At 71.9% G+C, this 17091-nt stretch carries 9 protein-coding genes; 4 read left to right on the top strand and 5 right to left on the bottom strand.

From position 1 onward, the window contains the following. The first annotated feature begins 8 nt into the window (after positions 1-8). The 3 genes from M1203_RS13065 to M1203_RS13075 all read left to right on the top strand — a co-directional run bounded on the left by M1203_RS13065 (position 9) and on the right by M1203_RS13075 (position 3268). Positions 9-821 (top strand): ABC transporter ATP-binding protein, encoded by an 813-nt coding sequence (locus M1203_RS13065; protein WP_249949803.1) that lies wholly within the window; start codon positions 9-11, stop codon positions 819-821. A 24-nt stretch (positions 822-845) separates the two neighbouring features. Next, complete coding sequence (locus M1203_RS13070) at positions 846-1889, top strand: iron-siderophore ABC transporter substrate-binding protein (protein WP_249949804.1); 1044 nt, start codon at positions 846-848, stop codon at positions 1887-1889. 122 nt (positions 1890-2011) lie between these two features. Next, the gene (locus tag M1203_RS13075) at positions 2012-3268 is read left to right on the top strand and encodes an acyltransferase (protein WP_249949805.1); all 1257 of its coding nucleotides are present in this window, start codon (positions 2012-2014) and stop codon (positions 3266-3268) included. A 14-nt stretch (positions 3269-3282) separates the two neighbouring features. Here M1203_RS13075 and M1203_RS13080 read toward each other — a convergent pair whose 3' ends face one another. Further along, the gene (locus M1203_RS13080) at positions 3283-5436 is read right to left on the bottom strand and encodes an FUSC family protein (RefSeq protein ID WP_249949806.1); all 2154 of its coding nucleotides are present in this window, start codon (positions 5434-5436) and stop codon (positions 3283-3285) included. 555 nt (positions 5437-5991) lie between these two features. On the opposite strand from M1203_RS13080, the gene M1203_RS13085 reads away from it, so the two are divergent. Continuing rightward, the gene (locus tag M1203_RS13085) at positions 5992-6771 is read left to right on the top strand and encodes a hypothetical protein (RefSeq protein ID WP_249949807.1); all 780 of its coding nucleotides are present in this window, start codon (positions 5992-5994) and stop codon (positions 6769-6771) included. 668 nt (positions 6772-7439) lie between these two features. Here M1203_RS13085 and M1203_RS13090 read toward each other — a convergent pair. The 4 genes from M1203_RS13090 to M1203_RS13105 form a co-directional block, all read right to left on the bottom strand. Continuing rightward, on the bottom strand, positions 7440-8021 hold the full coding sequence (locus M1203_RS13090) for a LuxR C-terminal-related transcriptional regulator (protein ID WP_365911756.1): 582 nt from the start codon (positions 8019-8021) through the stop codon (positions 7440-7442). Positions 8022-8525: 504 nt separating this feature from the next. Further along, positions 8526-11309, bottom strand: coding sequence for a LuxR family transcriptional regulator (locus M1203_RS13095; protein WP_249949808.1), 2784 nt, complete (start codon positions 11307-11309; stop codon positions 8526-8528). Further along, a complete protein-coding gene (locus M1203_RS13100) occupies positions 11299-14142 on the bottom strand; it encodes a LuxR family transcriptional regulator (RefSeq protein ID WP_249949809.1) in 2844 nt (947 codons plus the stop codon). The genes M1203_RS13095 and M1203_RS13100 overlap by 11 nt, the downstream gene beginning before the upstream one ends. A gap of 24 nt (positions 14143-14166) precedes the next feature. After that, complete coding sequence (locus M1203_RS13105) at positions 14167-17070, bottom strand: AAA family ATPase (RefSeq protein WP_249949810.1); 2904 nt, start codon at positions 17068-17070, stop codon at positions 14167-14169. Between the last annotated feature and the right edge of the window lie 21 nt (positions 17071-17091).

Below are 17091 nucleotides of genomic sequence, written 5' to 3' on the forward strand. Positions count from 1 at the left end.
ATCTGCGCATGAGTGCGGAGCACACGCTGGCGGCGCGGGACGTCCGGCTCGGCTATGGCGGCCGCGAGGTGGTCAGCGGGCTGAGTCTGGACATTCCGCCCGGCGCGATCACCATGATCGTCGGTCCGAACGCCTGCGGGAAGTCCACCCTGTTGCGTTCGATGGCCCGGCTGCTCGCGCCGTCCTCGGGCAGTGTGCTCCTGGACGGCAGAAGCGTCCAGGAGATGCCGACCAAGGAAGTGGCGTCGGTGCTCGGCATCCTGCCGCAGAGCCCGGTGGCGCCGGACGGCATCACCGTGAGCGATCTGGTGGGCCGCGGCCGCTATCCGCACCAGGGGTGGTTCCGCCGGTGGACGGCCGAGGACGACGAGGCCGTGGCGCGGGCGCTGCTCGCCACCGATGTGCTGGAGCTCGCCGGGCGGCCGGTCGACGAGCTGTCCGGCGGCCAGCGGCAGCGTGTCTGGATCGCCATGGCGCTCTCCCAGCGCACCGACATCCTGCTGCTGGACGAGCCGACGACCTTCCTCGACATCAGCCACCAGCTCGATGTACTGGACCTGCTGACCGATCTGAACCGTGAGTTCGGCTCCACCATCGCGGTCGTCCTGCACGATCTGAATCTGGCCTGCCGCTACGCCGACCATCTGGTCGCGATGAAGGACGGGCGGATCGTGGCGGAGGGCGCTCCCACCGAGATCGTGACGGCAGAGCTGGTCACGGAGGTGTTCGGGATGCGCTGTTCGATCGCCGAGGACCCCGCGTCGGGCACGCCCATGATCGTACCGATCGGGCGTCATCACATCACCCCGGTTCAAGCATGATTTAGGGTAGGCTAACCTAATCTCATGTCATCGAGAGAGAACCCCTCCGCTCCCCCCGCACACCGCTCCCGGCCGGCTTCCATCGCGCTGTGGGCCGTACTCGCCGCCCTCGTCGTGGGGTTGACGGCCTGCGGCACCACGTCCGACTCCGACTCCGCCGGCGCCTCGGCGGAAGCCGCGTCCGGTGCCGAGGACGGTGCCTTCCCCGCCACCGTCGCGACGAAGTTCGGCGACATCACCGTGAAAAAGCGGCCCGCGCGCGTCGTCGCGCTGGGCTGGGGCGATGCCGAGGCCGTGCTCTCGCTCGGCGGACAGCCCGTCGGAGCCAGCGACTGGCTGGCGTTCGGCGGTGACGGGGTCGGCCCCTGGGCCAAGGGCCTCTACAAGAAGAGCCCTCAGCTGATCGGCACGCTGGAGCCGGAGTTCGAGAAGATCGCGGCTCTCCGGCCCGATCTGATCCTGGACACCAAGTCCAGCGGCGACCAAGCCCGTTACGACACGCTCAGCAAGATCGCACCCACCGTCGGCGTCCCGAAGGGCGGCGACCAGTACAAGATCTCGTGGCGTCAGCAGACGGAGATGGTCGCGACCGCCCTCGGTGTTCCCGCGAAGGGCGAGTCGCTCATCGCCGAGACCGAGAAGAAGTTCCGTGACTCGGCCGCCGCCCATCCCGAGTTCAAGGGCAAGACCATCACCCTCGGCTCCCGGACCGGCGACGGGTTCGGCGCGTATGTGCACGGCACGGGCCGTACCGACTTCGTCGAGCGCCTCGGCTTCAAGAACAACCCGGCGGTCGACGCCAAGGCCGGCGCGTCGTTCTACATCGACGTCTCCCGCGAGAACCTCGATCTGCTCGACGCCGATCTGACGGTGATGACGCCCATCGGGATACCCGCCTCGAAGATCAGCGACGACCCGCTGTACCGGGCCGTCCCCTCCGTCAAGGCCGGCCGGTCCGTGGTGTTCGACGACGAGACCCTCAGCGCGGCCTTCTCGACTGACTCGGTGTTCTCGGTGGCGTACGCGCTGGAGAAGGTCGTCCCGCTGTTCGCCGAACCACTGAAGTAGCCGCCGGCCGACCCCGGGGACACCGGTTCGGGGCGGTCGGGTGGTGTGGGACGGACGGGTGGTGTTTCTGAGTTTTCGGTTAACTCCCGCGTGCTTCGCCGCATCGTGGGCACGGGCACTGAATGGACTCCCCACCCACCGCGGACACACGACGCGGCGCGGACAGCGCTGCCGCACACCTACCCGACCGAGCCGGACACCACACCACCCCACCCGGTGTCGCCCTGGCTCTCCTCCCACGGCGGATCGAGGGCCGGCTCGTCCGGGGCGGGCGCGGGTTCCCCTCCGCGCTGCGGGCCGACGGGCGAGTGCGGGGCGTGGACGGTCTGCGGGCGCTGGCCGTCGCGGTGGTCATCGTCTATCACCTGGAACCGGGGCTGCTGCCGGGTGGCGCCCTGGGGGTGGATGTCTTCTTCACCATCAGCGGCTTCGTCATCACGCGGCTGCTGCTCGCCGAGTACGCCCGTACCGGCGATGTCGCCATGCGGTCCTTCTACTGGCGGCGCTGGGTGCGGCTGGTCCCCGCCCTGCTGGCGGTCTGCGCGGTGTGCGCCGTACTGGCGCTCACCACGGGGCTGCCGAGTTTCGACGCTCCATGGGTGGCGATCGCGCTGGCCGCCACCTTCCTGATGAATCTCGTCAGGGCCGCCCAGCCCGGCGTCTATTCGAGCGACACCTCTCTGCTGTCCCACAGCTGGTCCCTGAGTGTGGAGGAGCAGTTCTACCTGGTCTGGCCGCCCGTTCTGGTGCTGCTCCTGCGGCGGGTGGGCGCGCGGACCGTGCTGCTCTGCGCCGCGGTGCTGTGTCTGCTGCCGCTGATCTGGCGGCTGATCCTGTGGAACCCGACCGCGGCGCACCGTATCTACAACGGCGTCGACACCCGCGCGGACCAACTGCTGGCCGGTGCGGTACTGGCGATCCTGGTGGCCCGGCTGCACGCGGACGACCCGCGGCTGGCCGCGCTGCGGCGCTGGTCCGCGCGGCTGGCCTGGCCCGCGCTGGGGGTCCTGGCGCTGATCGTCCGGTACGTACCGATGACCGGCACGAGCGCCTGGACCATGCCGTGGTACACCGTCGGCTTCCTGGTGGCCGCCGTGCTGTCGGCGACGGTGGTGGCGGCGCTGGAACTGCGGCCGCGCACCTGGCTCTCGCGGGGACTGTCCCTGGCCCCGCTCGTCTGGGTCGGCCGCAATCTCAGCTATGGCCTCTATCTGTGGCACTACCCGCTCAGCCGGCTCGTCTCCGATCTGGGAGTGAGCGCCGCGTGGCACACGACCGCCACGATCGCCGCCAGCCTCGCCGCCGCCACGGCCTCCCACTACCTCATCGAGAAGCCACTCACCCGGCGGGCGCGGACGCGGGCGCACCGGCCCGGGTAGCGGCGGGCACAGGCTCAGGCGACGGTGGTCAAGGACTGGATGCCGTGCAGCTCGGTCATCACATCCCGCAGCGAACGGCAGTCCTTCGGGACCGGCGGCAGCGTGGGCATCGGGGTGCCACGGCCGCCCTCCAGCGCGTCCGCCATCGCGGCCAGCGCTCCGGTGACCCACCGTGCCTCGGTGGCGGTGGGCAGGGGCACCCCTTGCTCAACGCGTACGGCGCAGACGGTGGCGGCGTCGACGACACGCTCCGCGCGTGCCATGACGGCCAGCCAGTCGTGTCGGTGTGCGCGGTGGAGCCCCGGCAGTTCGGCCGCGGCCGTCTCCGCCGCGGCCCGCGCCTCGGAGAGCGCCCGGTACGCGGCGTACCGCAGCGCAATGCCCGTCGCGTCGCCACCGCGTGGCGCCGCCGGGGTGCCCCTCGGGCCGGTCCCCGGGTCGGTCCTCGGGTCGGTCCTCGGGGTGTCCAGTACGTGCCGCAGATACCGCTCCGTGCCGCGCAGCGCGACGGCGAAGCGGTGGCCGACCCGCACACGCGGGTCCGTCAGATGCGGCAGGTGGCCGACGAGCAGCACGATCCCGCAGGCGAGCGCCGTGTCCAGCAGCCGCGCGGCCGTCGCCTCGGTGTCGCCCACCGCGTAGACGAAGGAGAGAACGAGCAGGGTCACCACCGCGGTCTGGAAGCCGAAGTGGCGGGTGGCGACCGGAATGAGCGCGCCGCCCGCCACGACCACGGCGACCAGCCACCACAGGCCACCGAGTCCCGCCATGGCCAGGGTGAGGACGGTGAAGACGAGCACGCCCGTGGCGGTACCGGCGACACGGTTGACCACACGGGAGAAGAGCGGCCCCAGATCGGGCTTCACCAGAAAGGCCGCGGTGGCCGGGAGCCAGTACCAGTGGGTCTGGTGGAGGCTGAGGGCGACGGCGGCACTGGCCGCCACGCAGAGCGCCACGCGCAGCGCGTTCTCACGCCTGGCGGGGGCGAACGCGCGGCCGAGCGTACGGAGTGCGCCGGGCCCGGTCAGCTCCTTCAGCGCCCGCCGGGCGCTTCGGGCGTTCAGGGACGCACGCGAGGAACGCACCGGACGCGTCGGCTCGTACGGTACGGGCCGCATGGGCGGCACGGATGACATGGGCGGCACGGGCGGCTCGCGCAGGGCCGTGCGGTCGAAAGTCACCGCCGCGGCCAGCAACGCCCGGTCGAACGCCCCGCGCTGGACCGTGTCGGAGACGGGGCTCGCCAGTGCGCCGGGGGCGGAATCGGCGCGTACGGCAACGGCCAGCAGACGCGGTGCGTTCGCCACCTGGCGGGGCAGTGGCCTGCCCTCCCACAGCAGTGCGATCCCGGCCTCGCACAAGGCGGTGGCGGCGGCGAAGCGCTCTGTCACGCGGTGGGCCTGGGCGGAGCCGCGGCCTCCGCGCCGACCGGGGAGGGGCAGCAGCCGCATCAGGCGCAGTGACTCGTCGGCGCGGTGCTGTGCGGCGATCAGCCGTCGGCGAGCGGGCTCCGCGTCGGGTCCGCCCAGAGCGTGGAGGGCGTCGGCGAGCGCGTCGAAGACCTCGGCGACGGCCTCGCGTTCGCCCTCGCGGCGGGCGCCGCGCCGCACGATGTGCCGTGGGGCGCGCAGCAGGAACCGCAGCAGCAGAAGCCAGACCGCGCCGCCCAGATAGCAGACCGCCTTGAGCCACGCGGGTCCCGGTATCGGCATCCCGGCGCCGATCGCCGCGGTGACCAGACACTGCATGGCCGCGGCCGACCACACGGGGCCGGTCACACTCAGCGCGCCGGAGAGCCAGCCCACCACGAAGAGGGCGGGTACGGCGGTCCAGCGGCTGTCGGCGTCGGCGAGCAGTCCGCCGCACAGCAGCCCGAGGGCCCCACCGACGGCGGGCAGACCGATGTGGACCACACCGGTGCGCCGGGTACCCGGCCGGTCGTTGACACCGGCGAGCATCGCGCCCAGCCCGGCGAGGACCGCCTGGCTCAGGTGTCCGGTCAGCAGGCCGAGCGCCAGCAGCGGTCCGGCGCTCAGGGCGCCGCGGAGCGCGGCGGTCCAGGGGATGGGCGCGGAGCGCCAGCCCAGGGGGTGCGTGAGCCACGCAGGCAGGGAACGCCGGGCGGAGGACGGGGGGCGGGAAGAAGGCGATGAAGGCGGTGCGGACACGAGTCTCCTGTACGACCGGTCTCGTGGAGCGGGGGAAGCAGACCGGCGGGCAGCGGCGACCGCGTGTCCCCGACCGTAACACCAACACTTGTCCTTCGAGCCGCCGTTCTGTTACGCGCGGATGTCACACGCGTTCCGGGGCGGGCGGCTGAGCTCCCGGCCGGTGGGGTCCCCGGGCTCTGAGGTCCCCGGCCCGTGAGGTCCCCGGGCCGTCGAGCGGGGCGGCAGGGTTCCGGGCCGGCGAGGCCCCCGGATCCGTCCGACGCCGTCAAGATCTCCGCGCGGAGGCCACCACACCGACGAAACCCGGCAGCGATTCCCACGGGTTCGCCTCGCGGTGGCAGTTCACTCGTCGATCTCACACCATCCTTGATCCAAGGGCTGGTTGGCACGCGGTGGCGGCCGTTTCACACCTCGCCGCGGGGGCACCGGACCACGAACTTGGGGCCATATCCCGTCCATCCGTTACCAATCACAACGCAACAGCGCCTACTCTTCTCTCCATCGGTCACCAACGGGGGCAACAGCGGTGACGCGGAACGAGAGGGCTACACCATGACATCCCCGTCCAACACACCGGACAGCATCGAAACCACGACAGCGCTCCTGCGCGGTGAACTCCCCCAGCTGGAAACACATCAGCAGTCCCTCGAACGGGAGCTGGCCAGCGTCACCGGGCGCCTGGAGTCTGTACGTACCGCCCTGGGTGCCCTGCAGGCACTCAGCCCCACCCCCCAGGCGCAGGAGACCGTGCCGGAGCAGCGGGCCGCGGAGCCGTCGGCCGCGGAGACTCCCGCCGCCCAGGCACCCGTTGTGGTGACTCCCGTCGCGGAGGCACCCGCTGAGAAGGCGCCCGCCGAAGAGGCGGCTGCCGAGGCGCCCGCCAAGGAGAAGCCCGCACCCGCCAAGGCGGCCAAGTCCCGTAAGTCCGCTTCGGCGTCGTCGTCGGCCCGTACCTCCGGCGGGGGTTCCGGGGCGAAGTCGCAGACGTCCAAGGAGCAGACAGCCAAGGAGCAGGCGCCCAAGGAGCGGACGAGCCGCCCGGCCAAGAAGGCCGCGCCCGCCACGGCCACGAAGACCCGCGCCAAGAAGACGGCCGCCGCTGTCGCTCCCGCCCCGGCGAGCGAGCAGGCGAGCGGACTGACCGAGCAGATCCTCGCGGTGCTCGCGGCGTCCGACGGCAACCCCGTCCGTGCCCGCGATGTGGCGCAGGAGCTGGGCCGGGACGGCACCCCCGGCAGCATCAACGCGGTACGCAGCACCCTCGACCGGCTCGTCGGCACCTCGCGTGCCCACCGTGCCGGCCGTGGCCTCTACCAGGCATCCGCCGGCTGAGGATCCGTCTGATCAGCCACCGCACCCCAGACACACCACCTGTGTCCGCCCCTCGTATCGAGGTCCTGTCCGGACCGACCGCGGCTCAGCCATGGTCGGTCCGGATTCGGTCGCGACGAATCGGTCAGCAAAACCACAGGCGGCGGTGGCCAGAACCACACGGTAACCATTCCATTCGAACATCGGGCTTCGAAATGTGCCGCACAGCACAATTACTCTCGATCACTCGATCTCCACGCCGTGGGGTACGCGCCGTGGAGTCGAAGTGAAACGTTTCTCGCACGCCATCGACGATAAATAGCACATACATGTCACCTCCACTATCGCCATGCCGCCGGGTTCACTCACCGCAGGAGCGTGCCCCAAGCTCTTCGGGGCGCTCCTCGGTAATGCTCGGGCAAACAGACAAGGGAGATGGCACAAGCGGACTCGGCGAGAGAGATTTTACGGTCGCATGACCAACCGAATCCGCGGCGGACACCGGTCGAAATAGGTGGTGGAGCGGATCGATGAGGGAAGTCGGACAAGAACGCAGAAACCCGCCGGACCGTGGCGCCCGGTCGAGGCGTCACGGTCCGGCGGGTGGGTGCGCGGTCGGTGGATTCCGCGCTATAGGCGGTATCGACCGCGGTGGACGGAGCCGTTGGCGGCCGACTCCGGCACCGTTGTCATTTGATGAAGTCCTCGACGACCTTCGGCGGCCAGGTGCCGACGTTCAGCACGCCCATCGAGTAGGCCCGGGAGACCAGGGCGGCGCGGTTGGGCACCCTGAGCTTCCTGAGCAGCCCCGTCACGTGGTATTCGACGCCCTGCCGGCTCAGATAGAGCCGGGAGGCCAGCGGGATCGTGGACAGACCCGCGGCTATGCCCTCAAGAATGCGCGCGTCGATCTCGGTGAGGATCTTCTTCTGGTTGGTCAGCACGCCCGCGTCCTCGGACCCCTCCGAGGAGCGCATGAGCACCAGGATCGCGGCCACGTCGGGGGTTTCCCCGCTGACGGCCGCGGCCGTCAGCGTCCCGGCGAACGCGGAGTCCTCCGGTCCCACGGCCACCACGTGCGAGGCGAACCGCTGACGCTTCCCTTCCACCAGCCGGGAGAACTGGCGCATCAGTGGCTGCTGGACGCTGGGATGCACCAGATCGCGGAAGCTGCGGCCGCAGACGCCCGCCGAGGCGTCACCGAACCGCCGGAAGAACTCCTCGTTCGCCTGCTGGATGGTCAGAGCCGGGTCGAGTGAGGCCATGCACAGCCCCGGCTGGTCGAACTGCTGGGCGCGTCCGTGCCCGTTCTGGTCGGGTTTGAGGTCGCTCGTTGTGACCTGCGCCGAATCCGCGAGTGCAGCAATCGCCACGAGACCGCCATCCTTTCGGGTCCCCCCGATTCATTGGAAATACTCAACATCGCTATGCGGGTCGGATAACACCGGCAGCCGGTCTCTCGTGACCTCATTGACGGGGTAATCCATTTACTGAATTGAGAGTAGGTAGCCTTGCGTCGGCCCGTCAACAAGAGCCCTGTTCAGATGGCTAAAGCTGTGGTCCCGCCCCGGGAAGGTTCGGTCCGCAATGACGATGTCTACGGTGGGAAAAACCCGGCATGCCGGGCGGGACGGATAGGCGCCGCATCCGCGCAATTAGGCCTTGTTTGAGGTTCCCCTGAGGTTCGTGCGGCAAGCCGGGCCGAACCAGGCCGCGCAGGGGCCGCACACGCCACAGCGTCACGTAGCATGCCGTTAACAGTTACGCGTCGGAGTCTACGCGGGAAGAACATCCGCGAGCTCATGCCGGCCCGAGATGCCTAGCTTGCGATAGGAATTCGTAAGATGTTTCTCCACGGCGCGTGAACTCACGCCGAGTTCACCCGCAATTTCCTGATTGGTGAGCCCGCGACCGACAAGAGTGATCACCTTGCGCTCGCTACGGGTGAGCACGGCGGTCTTCGGCGCGGAGGCCGTACCGAGACCGTGCTCGGCCCGCTCCACCAGCCAGGGAGCACCGCAGGCCGCCGCGACGGTGCCCGCCTCCCGTAGCGCCGCCTCCGCCTCGGCGCCGCTGCCCAACTGCCGGCCCAACAGCACGAGTGTCCTGGCGAGTTCCAGTTCGAAGAATGAATCGCGCAGCACGGCGACCGCTTCACGCAGCAACGGCACACCCTGGGCGCCCTGGAGCCAGCCCTTCAGCCGCAGGGCGCGGCCGAGCCCGGCGGGTGCTCCCCACGCCGTGGCCCAGGTGAGCTCCTCCTCGGCGAGCCGCAGTGCGGAACGGGAGTCGCCGAGCCGCTGGTAGAGGCCGATGGCGTGTGGACGCCATGGGAAGAGCGCCGAGTTCCGCCAGCCGGAGACGTCCAGTTGACGGCCGCAGGCGAGCAGCCGCTCCAGCGCTCGGGGCCGCAGCCCCCGCTGGGCGTCCACCGACGCCTGGAGTATGCGCAGTGCGGCCGTCAGGGCCAGCCCCGCCGTCCCGCGCCGCAGGGCCCTGGCGAGGATCCGTTCGCTGAGCGCCGGGTCCCGCAGTTCGAGCGCGACGGTGGAGAGAATCATGATGGACGCCTCGCGCCAGTCCGCCTCGGCCGACCCCATGGCACGCTCGACATATTCGCGTGCCTGGGCGGGCCTGCCCTGCGAGACGAGGACGAACGCGCGTTCCGCGAGCAGAAGGACGGTGTCGGCGCCGGTCGCGTTCTGCCATCGGGCCTGCTGCTCGGTGGACAGCCAGGAGCCCACGTCCTGTACCGACTCGGCGGCGAAGAGGGTGATCACGACCAGCGGCAGTGTGGTGTGCGCGCCCGCCGAGGTGGCCGGCTCGCGTTCCAGGATGCGGCCGCCCGTACGTGCCGCCTCCGCCGCGGTCAGCCCGCCGGTGAGCGTGCCGGAGAAGAGGAGCACGGCCACCAGCTCGCGTTCGGCCACGGAGCCGAGCGGGGGTTCCTCCCCCAGCTCGCGCAGACGTTCCCCGGCCGACGCGAGCTCTCCCGGGTTCTCGTGCCCGTCGTGCCTGAGCCGGGCTTCGAGCCGCAGGGCCATCTCCCGTGCCGGGCCGTCCAGTTCGGCGGGCCGTCCGAGTTCCTCGCCGACACCGCGCAGAAGCGTGGCCGTGGAGGGGGGTACGGCGCCGAGCAGCGGCGGCGGGATGCGCAGCGCGGCGGCGGCCCGGTCCCTGACCGTGGTCAGCAGAGGCATCGCCTGGACGATATGGCGCCGGCATGCCTCGGGGTCGAATCCGCGCTCCGCGGTGGCCAGTTCGACCAGCAGTCGGGCCCGGCTCTCGTCCTGGGGGCGGTGACCGAGCAGCGCGCGGCGCAGATAGCGGGCGGCGGTCTCCGGCGCGCCCCGGCGCAGCGCGGTGTCGGCCGCGCCGCGCAGCACCATCACCGACCAGGGGCGGCCGAAGGCGGTGACGGCCATCAGATGGGCCGCGACCTGCTCGGCGGGGCGGCCGCTACGGTACAGCAGGTCCGCGGCGGCGGCGTGCCAGCGCTCGCGTTCCGCCACGGACATCGCGGATTCGACGGCGTCCTGGACGACACGGTGGACGAAGCGCGGTTCGCGCGCGTCGGTCAGCAGCCCCGCCTCCCGCAGGGCGCGCCGGGCGGCACCGAAGCCGATCTCGTCCAGTCCTGCGAGTTCCGTGATGAGCGCGGGGTCGCCGTGGCCGCCGAAGGCCGCGATCGCCGCGGCCGTGTCACGTACCGCCTGTGTCCGGGTCCGCAGATAGCTCGCCAGCCGCTCGCGCAGCCCCGCGGGCCGCAGGGCGCGTACCCGGTCGGCGTGGTCGGCGGTCGGCTCGTAGCCCCGTGCGTCCATGCCCAGCAGCAGGGACACGAGGAACAGCGGGTTGCCGCCGGTCACTTCGTGACAGGCGCGTACGTACTCCTCCTCCCCGGGCACGCCGGACCGTTCGTGGATCACCGTGCGGGTGGCGTCGCGCGACAGCGGGGCGAGGCGCAGCAGCTGGGTCGAGGCGGCGGCGATCTCGCGCACGAGGGCGTGTCCGGCGCCCTGGTCGCCGTCCCGGAGCGTGCAGACGAGCACGACCCGCAGTCCGCGCAGCCGCTTGGTGAGGTAGGCGAGCCAGCGCAGGGAGGCGATGTCCACCCACTGGAGGTCGTCCACGAGGATGAGCAGCCGGGCGTGTTCGCTGATGTCGGCGAGCAGCGAGCGCGGTCCGCGCAGGGTCGACTCGCACGCGGCGCCGGCCGGGATGGCGTCGGCCGGGATGCCGTCGGCGCCGAACAGCGGGCCGGTGGTCCGGTCGGGTTCGCGCGCCCAGCGCTCGCGGTCCGCCTGCGGGCCGCCGGCGAGCAGACTGTCGAGCAGCTGTCTGACCACACCGAACGCGAAGTCCCGCTCCATCGGGGCGGCGTTCGCCCGCAGGACGCGTACATCCGTACCGGAGACGACACCGGGCAGCCGGCGCAGCAGAGCCGATCTTCCGATGCCGAGGGGTCCGGACAGCAGTATCACCGATGAGGTGCCCTCGTCCGCGGCGCTCAACGCGGCCCCCACCCGCGCCAGTTCCGTATCCCGCTCAAGAAGCATCGTTCTGCCGTTCTCCCATGTTCCGCACCAGTACGCACAGTTCCTCGCGTCCGGTGATACGCAGCTTTCGGTAGGTGTTGCTCAGCCGCAGCTCGACGGTGCGTCTGCTCACGGCGAGCAGTTCGGCGATCTCGCGGTTCCCGTAGCCGCGTCCGGCGAATGTCGCGGTGCGCTGTTCGGCCTCCGAGAGCGTGGTCCACTCCGGGGGCAGGGCGGGGGTCACCGGCCCGGCCGGCCTTTCCAGCCGTTCGGTGAGCCCGCTCACCGCCGCCGCCAGCCGGCCCGACGGATGAGCCGCGGTGAACGGGGAGAGCCGGGCGAGGGAGCGCGCGGCGGCCCGGCTGTCGCCCTCCTCCAGCTCGCAGGAGGCCAGTCGGGCCAGCGCCCACGCGTAGGCCAGCCGGGAGGGTGAGTCGCCCAGGACGCGGACGGCCTCGCGGGCGGCGATCACGGGCCTGCCGTCGGCGCCGGTCATCGGGACGGTCCACAGCTCGGCGACGCCGAGCGCGCTCGCCGAGCCCCACCGGCGGGCGAGCCTCAGCTCCTCCAGGCTCAGCCGCGCCGCCTCCGCGCGGTCGCCGAGGGCGTAGCAGGCCTCGGCGGCCTGCGGGCGCCAGCACAGCAGCGCCGGATTGCTCCACTGTCTGCGCAGCAGCCGCCGGCCGCTCTCCTTCGCCAGCTCCAGCGCCTCGGCCCAGCGCCCGTCGACGGCGGCGACCCGCGCCTTGGCGTAGAGGAGGGCGGACCAGGGCACGCCCTCCTCCGCCCCGGGCGGCGTCGACGCGGCGGCGAGCGAGCGCGCGTATTCCAGACGGCCGGCTTCCACCGCGCTCGCGATGCGCAGGGCCGTCAGGCTCGGAATGATGAGCGGATGCCTGCTCGACAACGGCAGGGCCCGTTCGGCGGCCTGGATGTCCCGCTCCACGGCGTCGAACCGGCCCGCTCGCAGGGACAGTTCGGCGCGCGCCGTCAGGATCCGAGCGGTGGCCGCCCGGCGATGGTCGCGCCGTACGACGGTGAGCAGCGCGTCCAGCTCGGCGGCGGCTTCTTCGTGGTCGTCGGTCAGGATGAGCGCCCGGCAGGCGGCCAGCCGGGGCAGCATCAGGGGCGTGTCGGGGCCGTCGCCCGCGAGGGCGGCGCGGGCCAGCGCCCTGGTCGTCGCCAGGTCCTCGCCGCGCACCGCGAGCTGCCAGGCCCGTACGCCGCTCTGCGCGGGGGTCGAGGGGCGGTCGGGCAGTACGGGCACCTCGGGCACCATCGGTTCGGTGTCGTCCCGTGACTCGTCGGCGAGCCAGAACAGCGCGATCAGATCGTCCCGTTCGCCGGGCCGGACCTCACACAGCGCCTCGGCCGCCGCGCGGCGTGCCCAGTCGCTGTCGCCGCGGGCGAGTCCGAGGTCGACGGCGCGGGCCCGCAGTCCCTCGGGGGCGCCGCTGCCGGCCCGGACGAGTTCACCGAGCCTTCGGTCCCCCGCCAGGGGCGCCGACATCGTTTCGGCGGCGGCCAGTTCCAGGGTGAGCCGGGCGCGCTCGCGCGGCTCCAGCGGTTCGCGAAGGGCGCGGGAGAGATACGCGGCGGCGCGGCCGTGGTCCTCCGCGTCCAGGGCGGCGGCGAAGCTCTCGCACAGCGTGCCGACCACCCAGGGGGCTCCCGGCGGCGGCGTACGGAGCAGGATCTCGGCGACGTCCTCGTCGTTCGCCCAGGCCCGGTGGGCCAGTTCCGCGGCCCGGGAGTACAGCTGGGCCCGTTCGTCGGTGGCCATGTCCTCCAGCACCCGGGCCTTCACCACGGGGTGGCGTACCTGTGTCTTCGTTCCCCCGGAGACGGTGAGTCCGGCCGCCTCCAGCATCACACGTACTTCCTGGCCGCGTACGGGCCTCAGTCCGGCCAGCGCGCGGACGAGGGGAAAGCTGATCAGTTCGCCGCAGACCGCCAGCGCCCGCAGCAGCGCGACGGCCTCGGCGGGCAGACCGTCCAAAGAGCGCGTGGCGTGGTCGCCGACGACAGCGGCGGTGATCGCGCGCAGCTCGGGCAGCCGGGCGGCGACCGGTTCATGGCCCTGGTCGGTGAACTGGCGCAGCACATCCCACAGTACGGCGGGGTTGCCCTCGGTGGCCGCCGCGGCCGCCGAGGTGAACCGCTGGTCGCCGGGGGCGCCGCAGACCGTCTCCACGACGGTGGCGACGCCCCGCTCGGTCAGTCCGCGCAGCACGAGCTGCTTGCTGGGCACCGGGGAGGCGGGCAGCAGGCTGAGCCAGTCCCTGCCCTTGGCCGACACGCCACTGCCGCTCGCCAGCACCGCGACCGGTGTGTCCGGGGTCAGCCGCCGGACCAGCGCGTGCAGCCAGCGCAGGGAGGCGGGATCGAGCCATTGGGTGTCCTCGATCACCAGCAGGGTAGGCATCGTCTGTGCGAAGTGAAGGGTTCCGTCGAGTCCGGGCAGCGGATCGGGCAGCCGGTGCTCCATCAGTTCCCGCAGCGAGACCCCGGTCGGGCCCTCCTCGGCCTGGCCCGCCATCGATGTCATGAGCTGCGCGATCACGCCGTAGCGCACCTCTCGTTCGGCCGGGGCCGCTTGGGCGTGCAGTACGCACAGTCCGCCGTCCCGGGCTCGCCGGGCCGCCCATCTCAGCAGCGCGTTCTGGGCGTGGCCCGGTCTTCCGGTGAGGGTCACGATGCCCGCGCGTCTTCCGCCCAGCGAGGTGAGCAGGGAGGTCAGCGCCGCTTGCTCACGCCCGCGTTCGAGCAGGTGAATCCCGTCCCGACGGGTGTCCGGTCCATACGTCCGCTCCGGAGACCGCGTGCTCAGACAATTGTCGTTCCGGCCAGTCACGCGCACCGCCTCGCCCCGTTCGCTTCAGCGTCGCCAGCGTGATTCGGATACCCAGCCCGGTGGTTGCCCATCGGGGATGTCGGGCGTGCGCAGAACGGCGCCCAGTTCGGTACGCCCACTCACGCCCAGTTTCCGGTACACGCTGGTCAGATGTGTTTCGATGGTGCGTACCGTGACGAACAGGGTCTCCGCGATCGAGCGGTTGCTGGCGCCCGCCGCGGCGAGGCCCGCCACCCTGCGTTCCATTCCGGTGAGCATGTCGAGCGGTGAGGCGCTCATCTTCCGCATCCTGCCGCCGGCGGTGACCAGCAGCCTGCGGGCGACCCCCGCGAGCGCCAGGGCCCCACAGCGCTGGGCGAGGTCGGTGGCGGTCCGCAGATGCTCACGGGCGCCGCGCTGGTCGCCGGTCTTCAGCAGGGCGCGGCCGAGGACGAATTCCGCGTTGGCGTGCTCCGCCCTGGCGGGCGAGCCGGCCAGGGTGAGCACCGATTCCATGAGCGGTTCGATGCCCGTGCCACCGGGGGCGATCACACCACGGGCGAGCGCGGCGAGCCCGAGGGCGCGCGGGGTCCCCCATCGCCGGGCCAGTTCGCCGCCGTACTCGGCCATCTCCCGGGCCTCGTCGCCGCGGTTCATGACCGCGAGCAGACACGCCGCCTCGGACCACCAGGGCAGAAACGCCGGATTGCTGAACCGGGACTCCGCCAGCGATCTGCCGCATTCGCGGTAGAGACCGAGCGCCGCCTCCCGGTCGCCGAGCGCCGATCTGGCGCGGGCCCGTGCCATCAGAGACCAGTGGTACTCGATGACGAAGCGGTCGAGGCCGCCCCGCTTGATACCGCCGAGCACCTCCTCGGCCCGCTCGGCCTCGCCCCGCTCCACCAGCATCGTCGCGAGCGCGATCTGGGGCAGCGCGGCGCCGTCGCCCCATCTCTCCTCGCCGATGATCTCGATGGAGGTCTGCGCGTCGGCCAGGGCGTCGGGGAACGCGCCCGCGCCGTGCAGCACCAGAGCGCGGGTGGACAGCGCGAGGACGAAGGACCAGACGGCGGCGTTGTCCTGGCTGTGCTGGAGCATGCGGTCCAGCGCGTCCACCGCCTCATCCACCTCGTCGGCGAGGCTGAGCGCGAACGACGAGGCGAGCAGCGGCCAGCTCTCCAGCTCGGCCCCGGGTGAACTCATCGCGCGGCGGGCCTGTTCGACCGTCCGCTCCGCCGAGCGGCCCTCCATCGCGGTCAGTACGGTCATCATCGCGAGCATCTGGCGCTGGGCGGGCGTATCACCGGGAGGCGCGGTCAGCCGCGCGGCCCGGTCCAGGGCCGCCGAGACCGTCTCCTTCTCGTCGGCCCCGACGATCAGCAGGACCGACTCGACGAGCGTGCGCAGTTCACGGTCGGCGGGATCGGGGCCGGGGCCCAACGCGGCCTCCAGCTCCGCGAGGACCGCTTCGAGGACCCGTACGCCGGCGGGCGAGCGCTGAACGGCCAGACAGACCATTCCGTACCGCACGGCCACCATCGCCCTGGCGCGCGGGTCGTCGGCCAGCGACAGCGCCTCCTCCAGCAGCCGGATGGCCTCCGCCGGATTGATCTCCGCGAGGGACGTGGCCATCTGGATACGTACCGGCACGCTGTCCGGTTCCACCTCCAGCACGCGGTGCAGATAGCGCACCGCGGCCTCGGGGGCACCGCGCCCCTCCGCCTGGACGGCCGCGTCACGGAGCACCGCCGGCATCCACGACTGCGTCAGGGCGGGCAACAGCAGGAGCCGGCCCGCGACCTCCTCGGCGGGCCGGCCCGCGTCGCTCAGCAGCAGGGCGGCTCTCGTACGCAGCCCGGCCAGCGCTTCGGCGCCGAGGGGTGCCAGCACGGCCGAGCGCACCACGTCATGCACCAGGTCGGCGCGGTCCGCCGCGAGCACCTCGGCGCGCCGCAGGGCGACAACGCCTTCCGCGACGAGCGTCGGCGGCACATCGGCGAGCATGCCGACCAGATCGGGGGACTCCTCACCGAGGACCGCGATGGCCCGTGCCACCTCACGCACCCAGAGCGGCTGATCGTCCAGCAGCGCGCTCACGGAGGACGCGATCACCTGGCCGCCCACCTCGGCCACTCTCCGAACACCCTTCTCGTCGGGCCGCACACCCTCGGCGCGCAGTTCGCCCAGGAGCCGGCTGAGCGTCAGGGGGTTGCCGCCGGAGACGGCGGCGGCGCGCTCGGTGAAGGACGGTTCGACGGGCACCTGGAAGATCTGCCGGGCCATCTCGCCGACGGCCGCGCGCGTGAGCGGAGCCAGCCGCATCAGGGCGGGCCGGCGCTGCGCGGCGATGTCGGCCAGCGCGGAGTGCGCGACCGGCTCGGCCTCGCTGCGGTGCGCGAGCACCACCAGCAGCGGCAGATCGTCGGCGCGGCGCAGCAGGAAGTCCACCCAGCCCAGGGAGCGTTCGTCGCACCAGTGCACATCGTCCAGTACGAGCACGAGCGGGCGGTCCACCATCAGATTCGCCGCGAGCCAGTACAGCCCGTGGAGCACCGGATAGGTGGCGGACGCGCCTAACGTCTCGTGCTCGAAGGGGCCGGCCGTGAGGGCGGGCAGCGCGCGACGTGCGAGACCGCGCAGCAGCGGGGAGTTCCTGGCGTCCTCGCCGCTGAGCCCCAGCGAGCCGAACAGCTCGCGTACGCCGCCGTATCCCGCGCCCGCCGCGACCTCGCCGCACGCCCCGTACAGCACAGCCATGTTGCGGCAGGCATCGCTCCTGAGGAACGCCCGCAGAAGACTGGTCTTCCCGATGCCCGCGGGGCCGGAAAGGATCACCAGTCCCGCGCGTCCGGCGCGCGCGGCCTCGGCATGGCGGCTCAGCACCCGCAGCTCACGGGCGCGACCGACCAGACTGCTGGACAAACCGGAGAGGTCGGCCTGTTCCAGCATCTTGGTCTCCTCGCCTCTCGG

It is taken from the genome of Streptomyces sp. 35G-GA-8, from assembly GCF_023534745.1.
GTDB lineage: Bacteria > Actinomycetota > Actinomycetes > Streptomycetales > Streptomycetaceae > Streptomyces.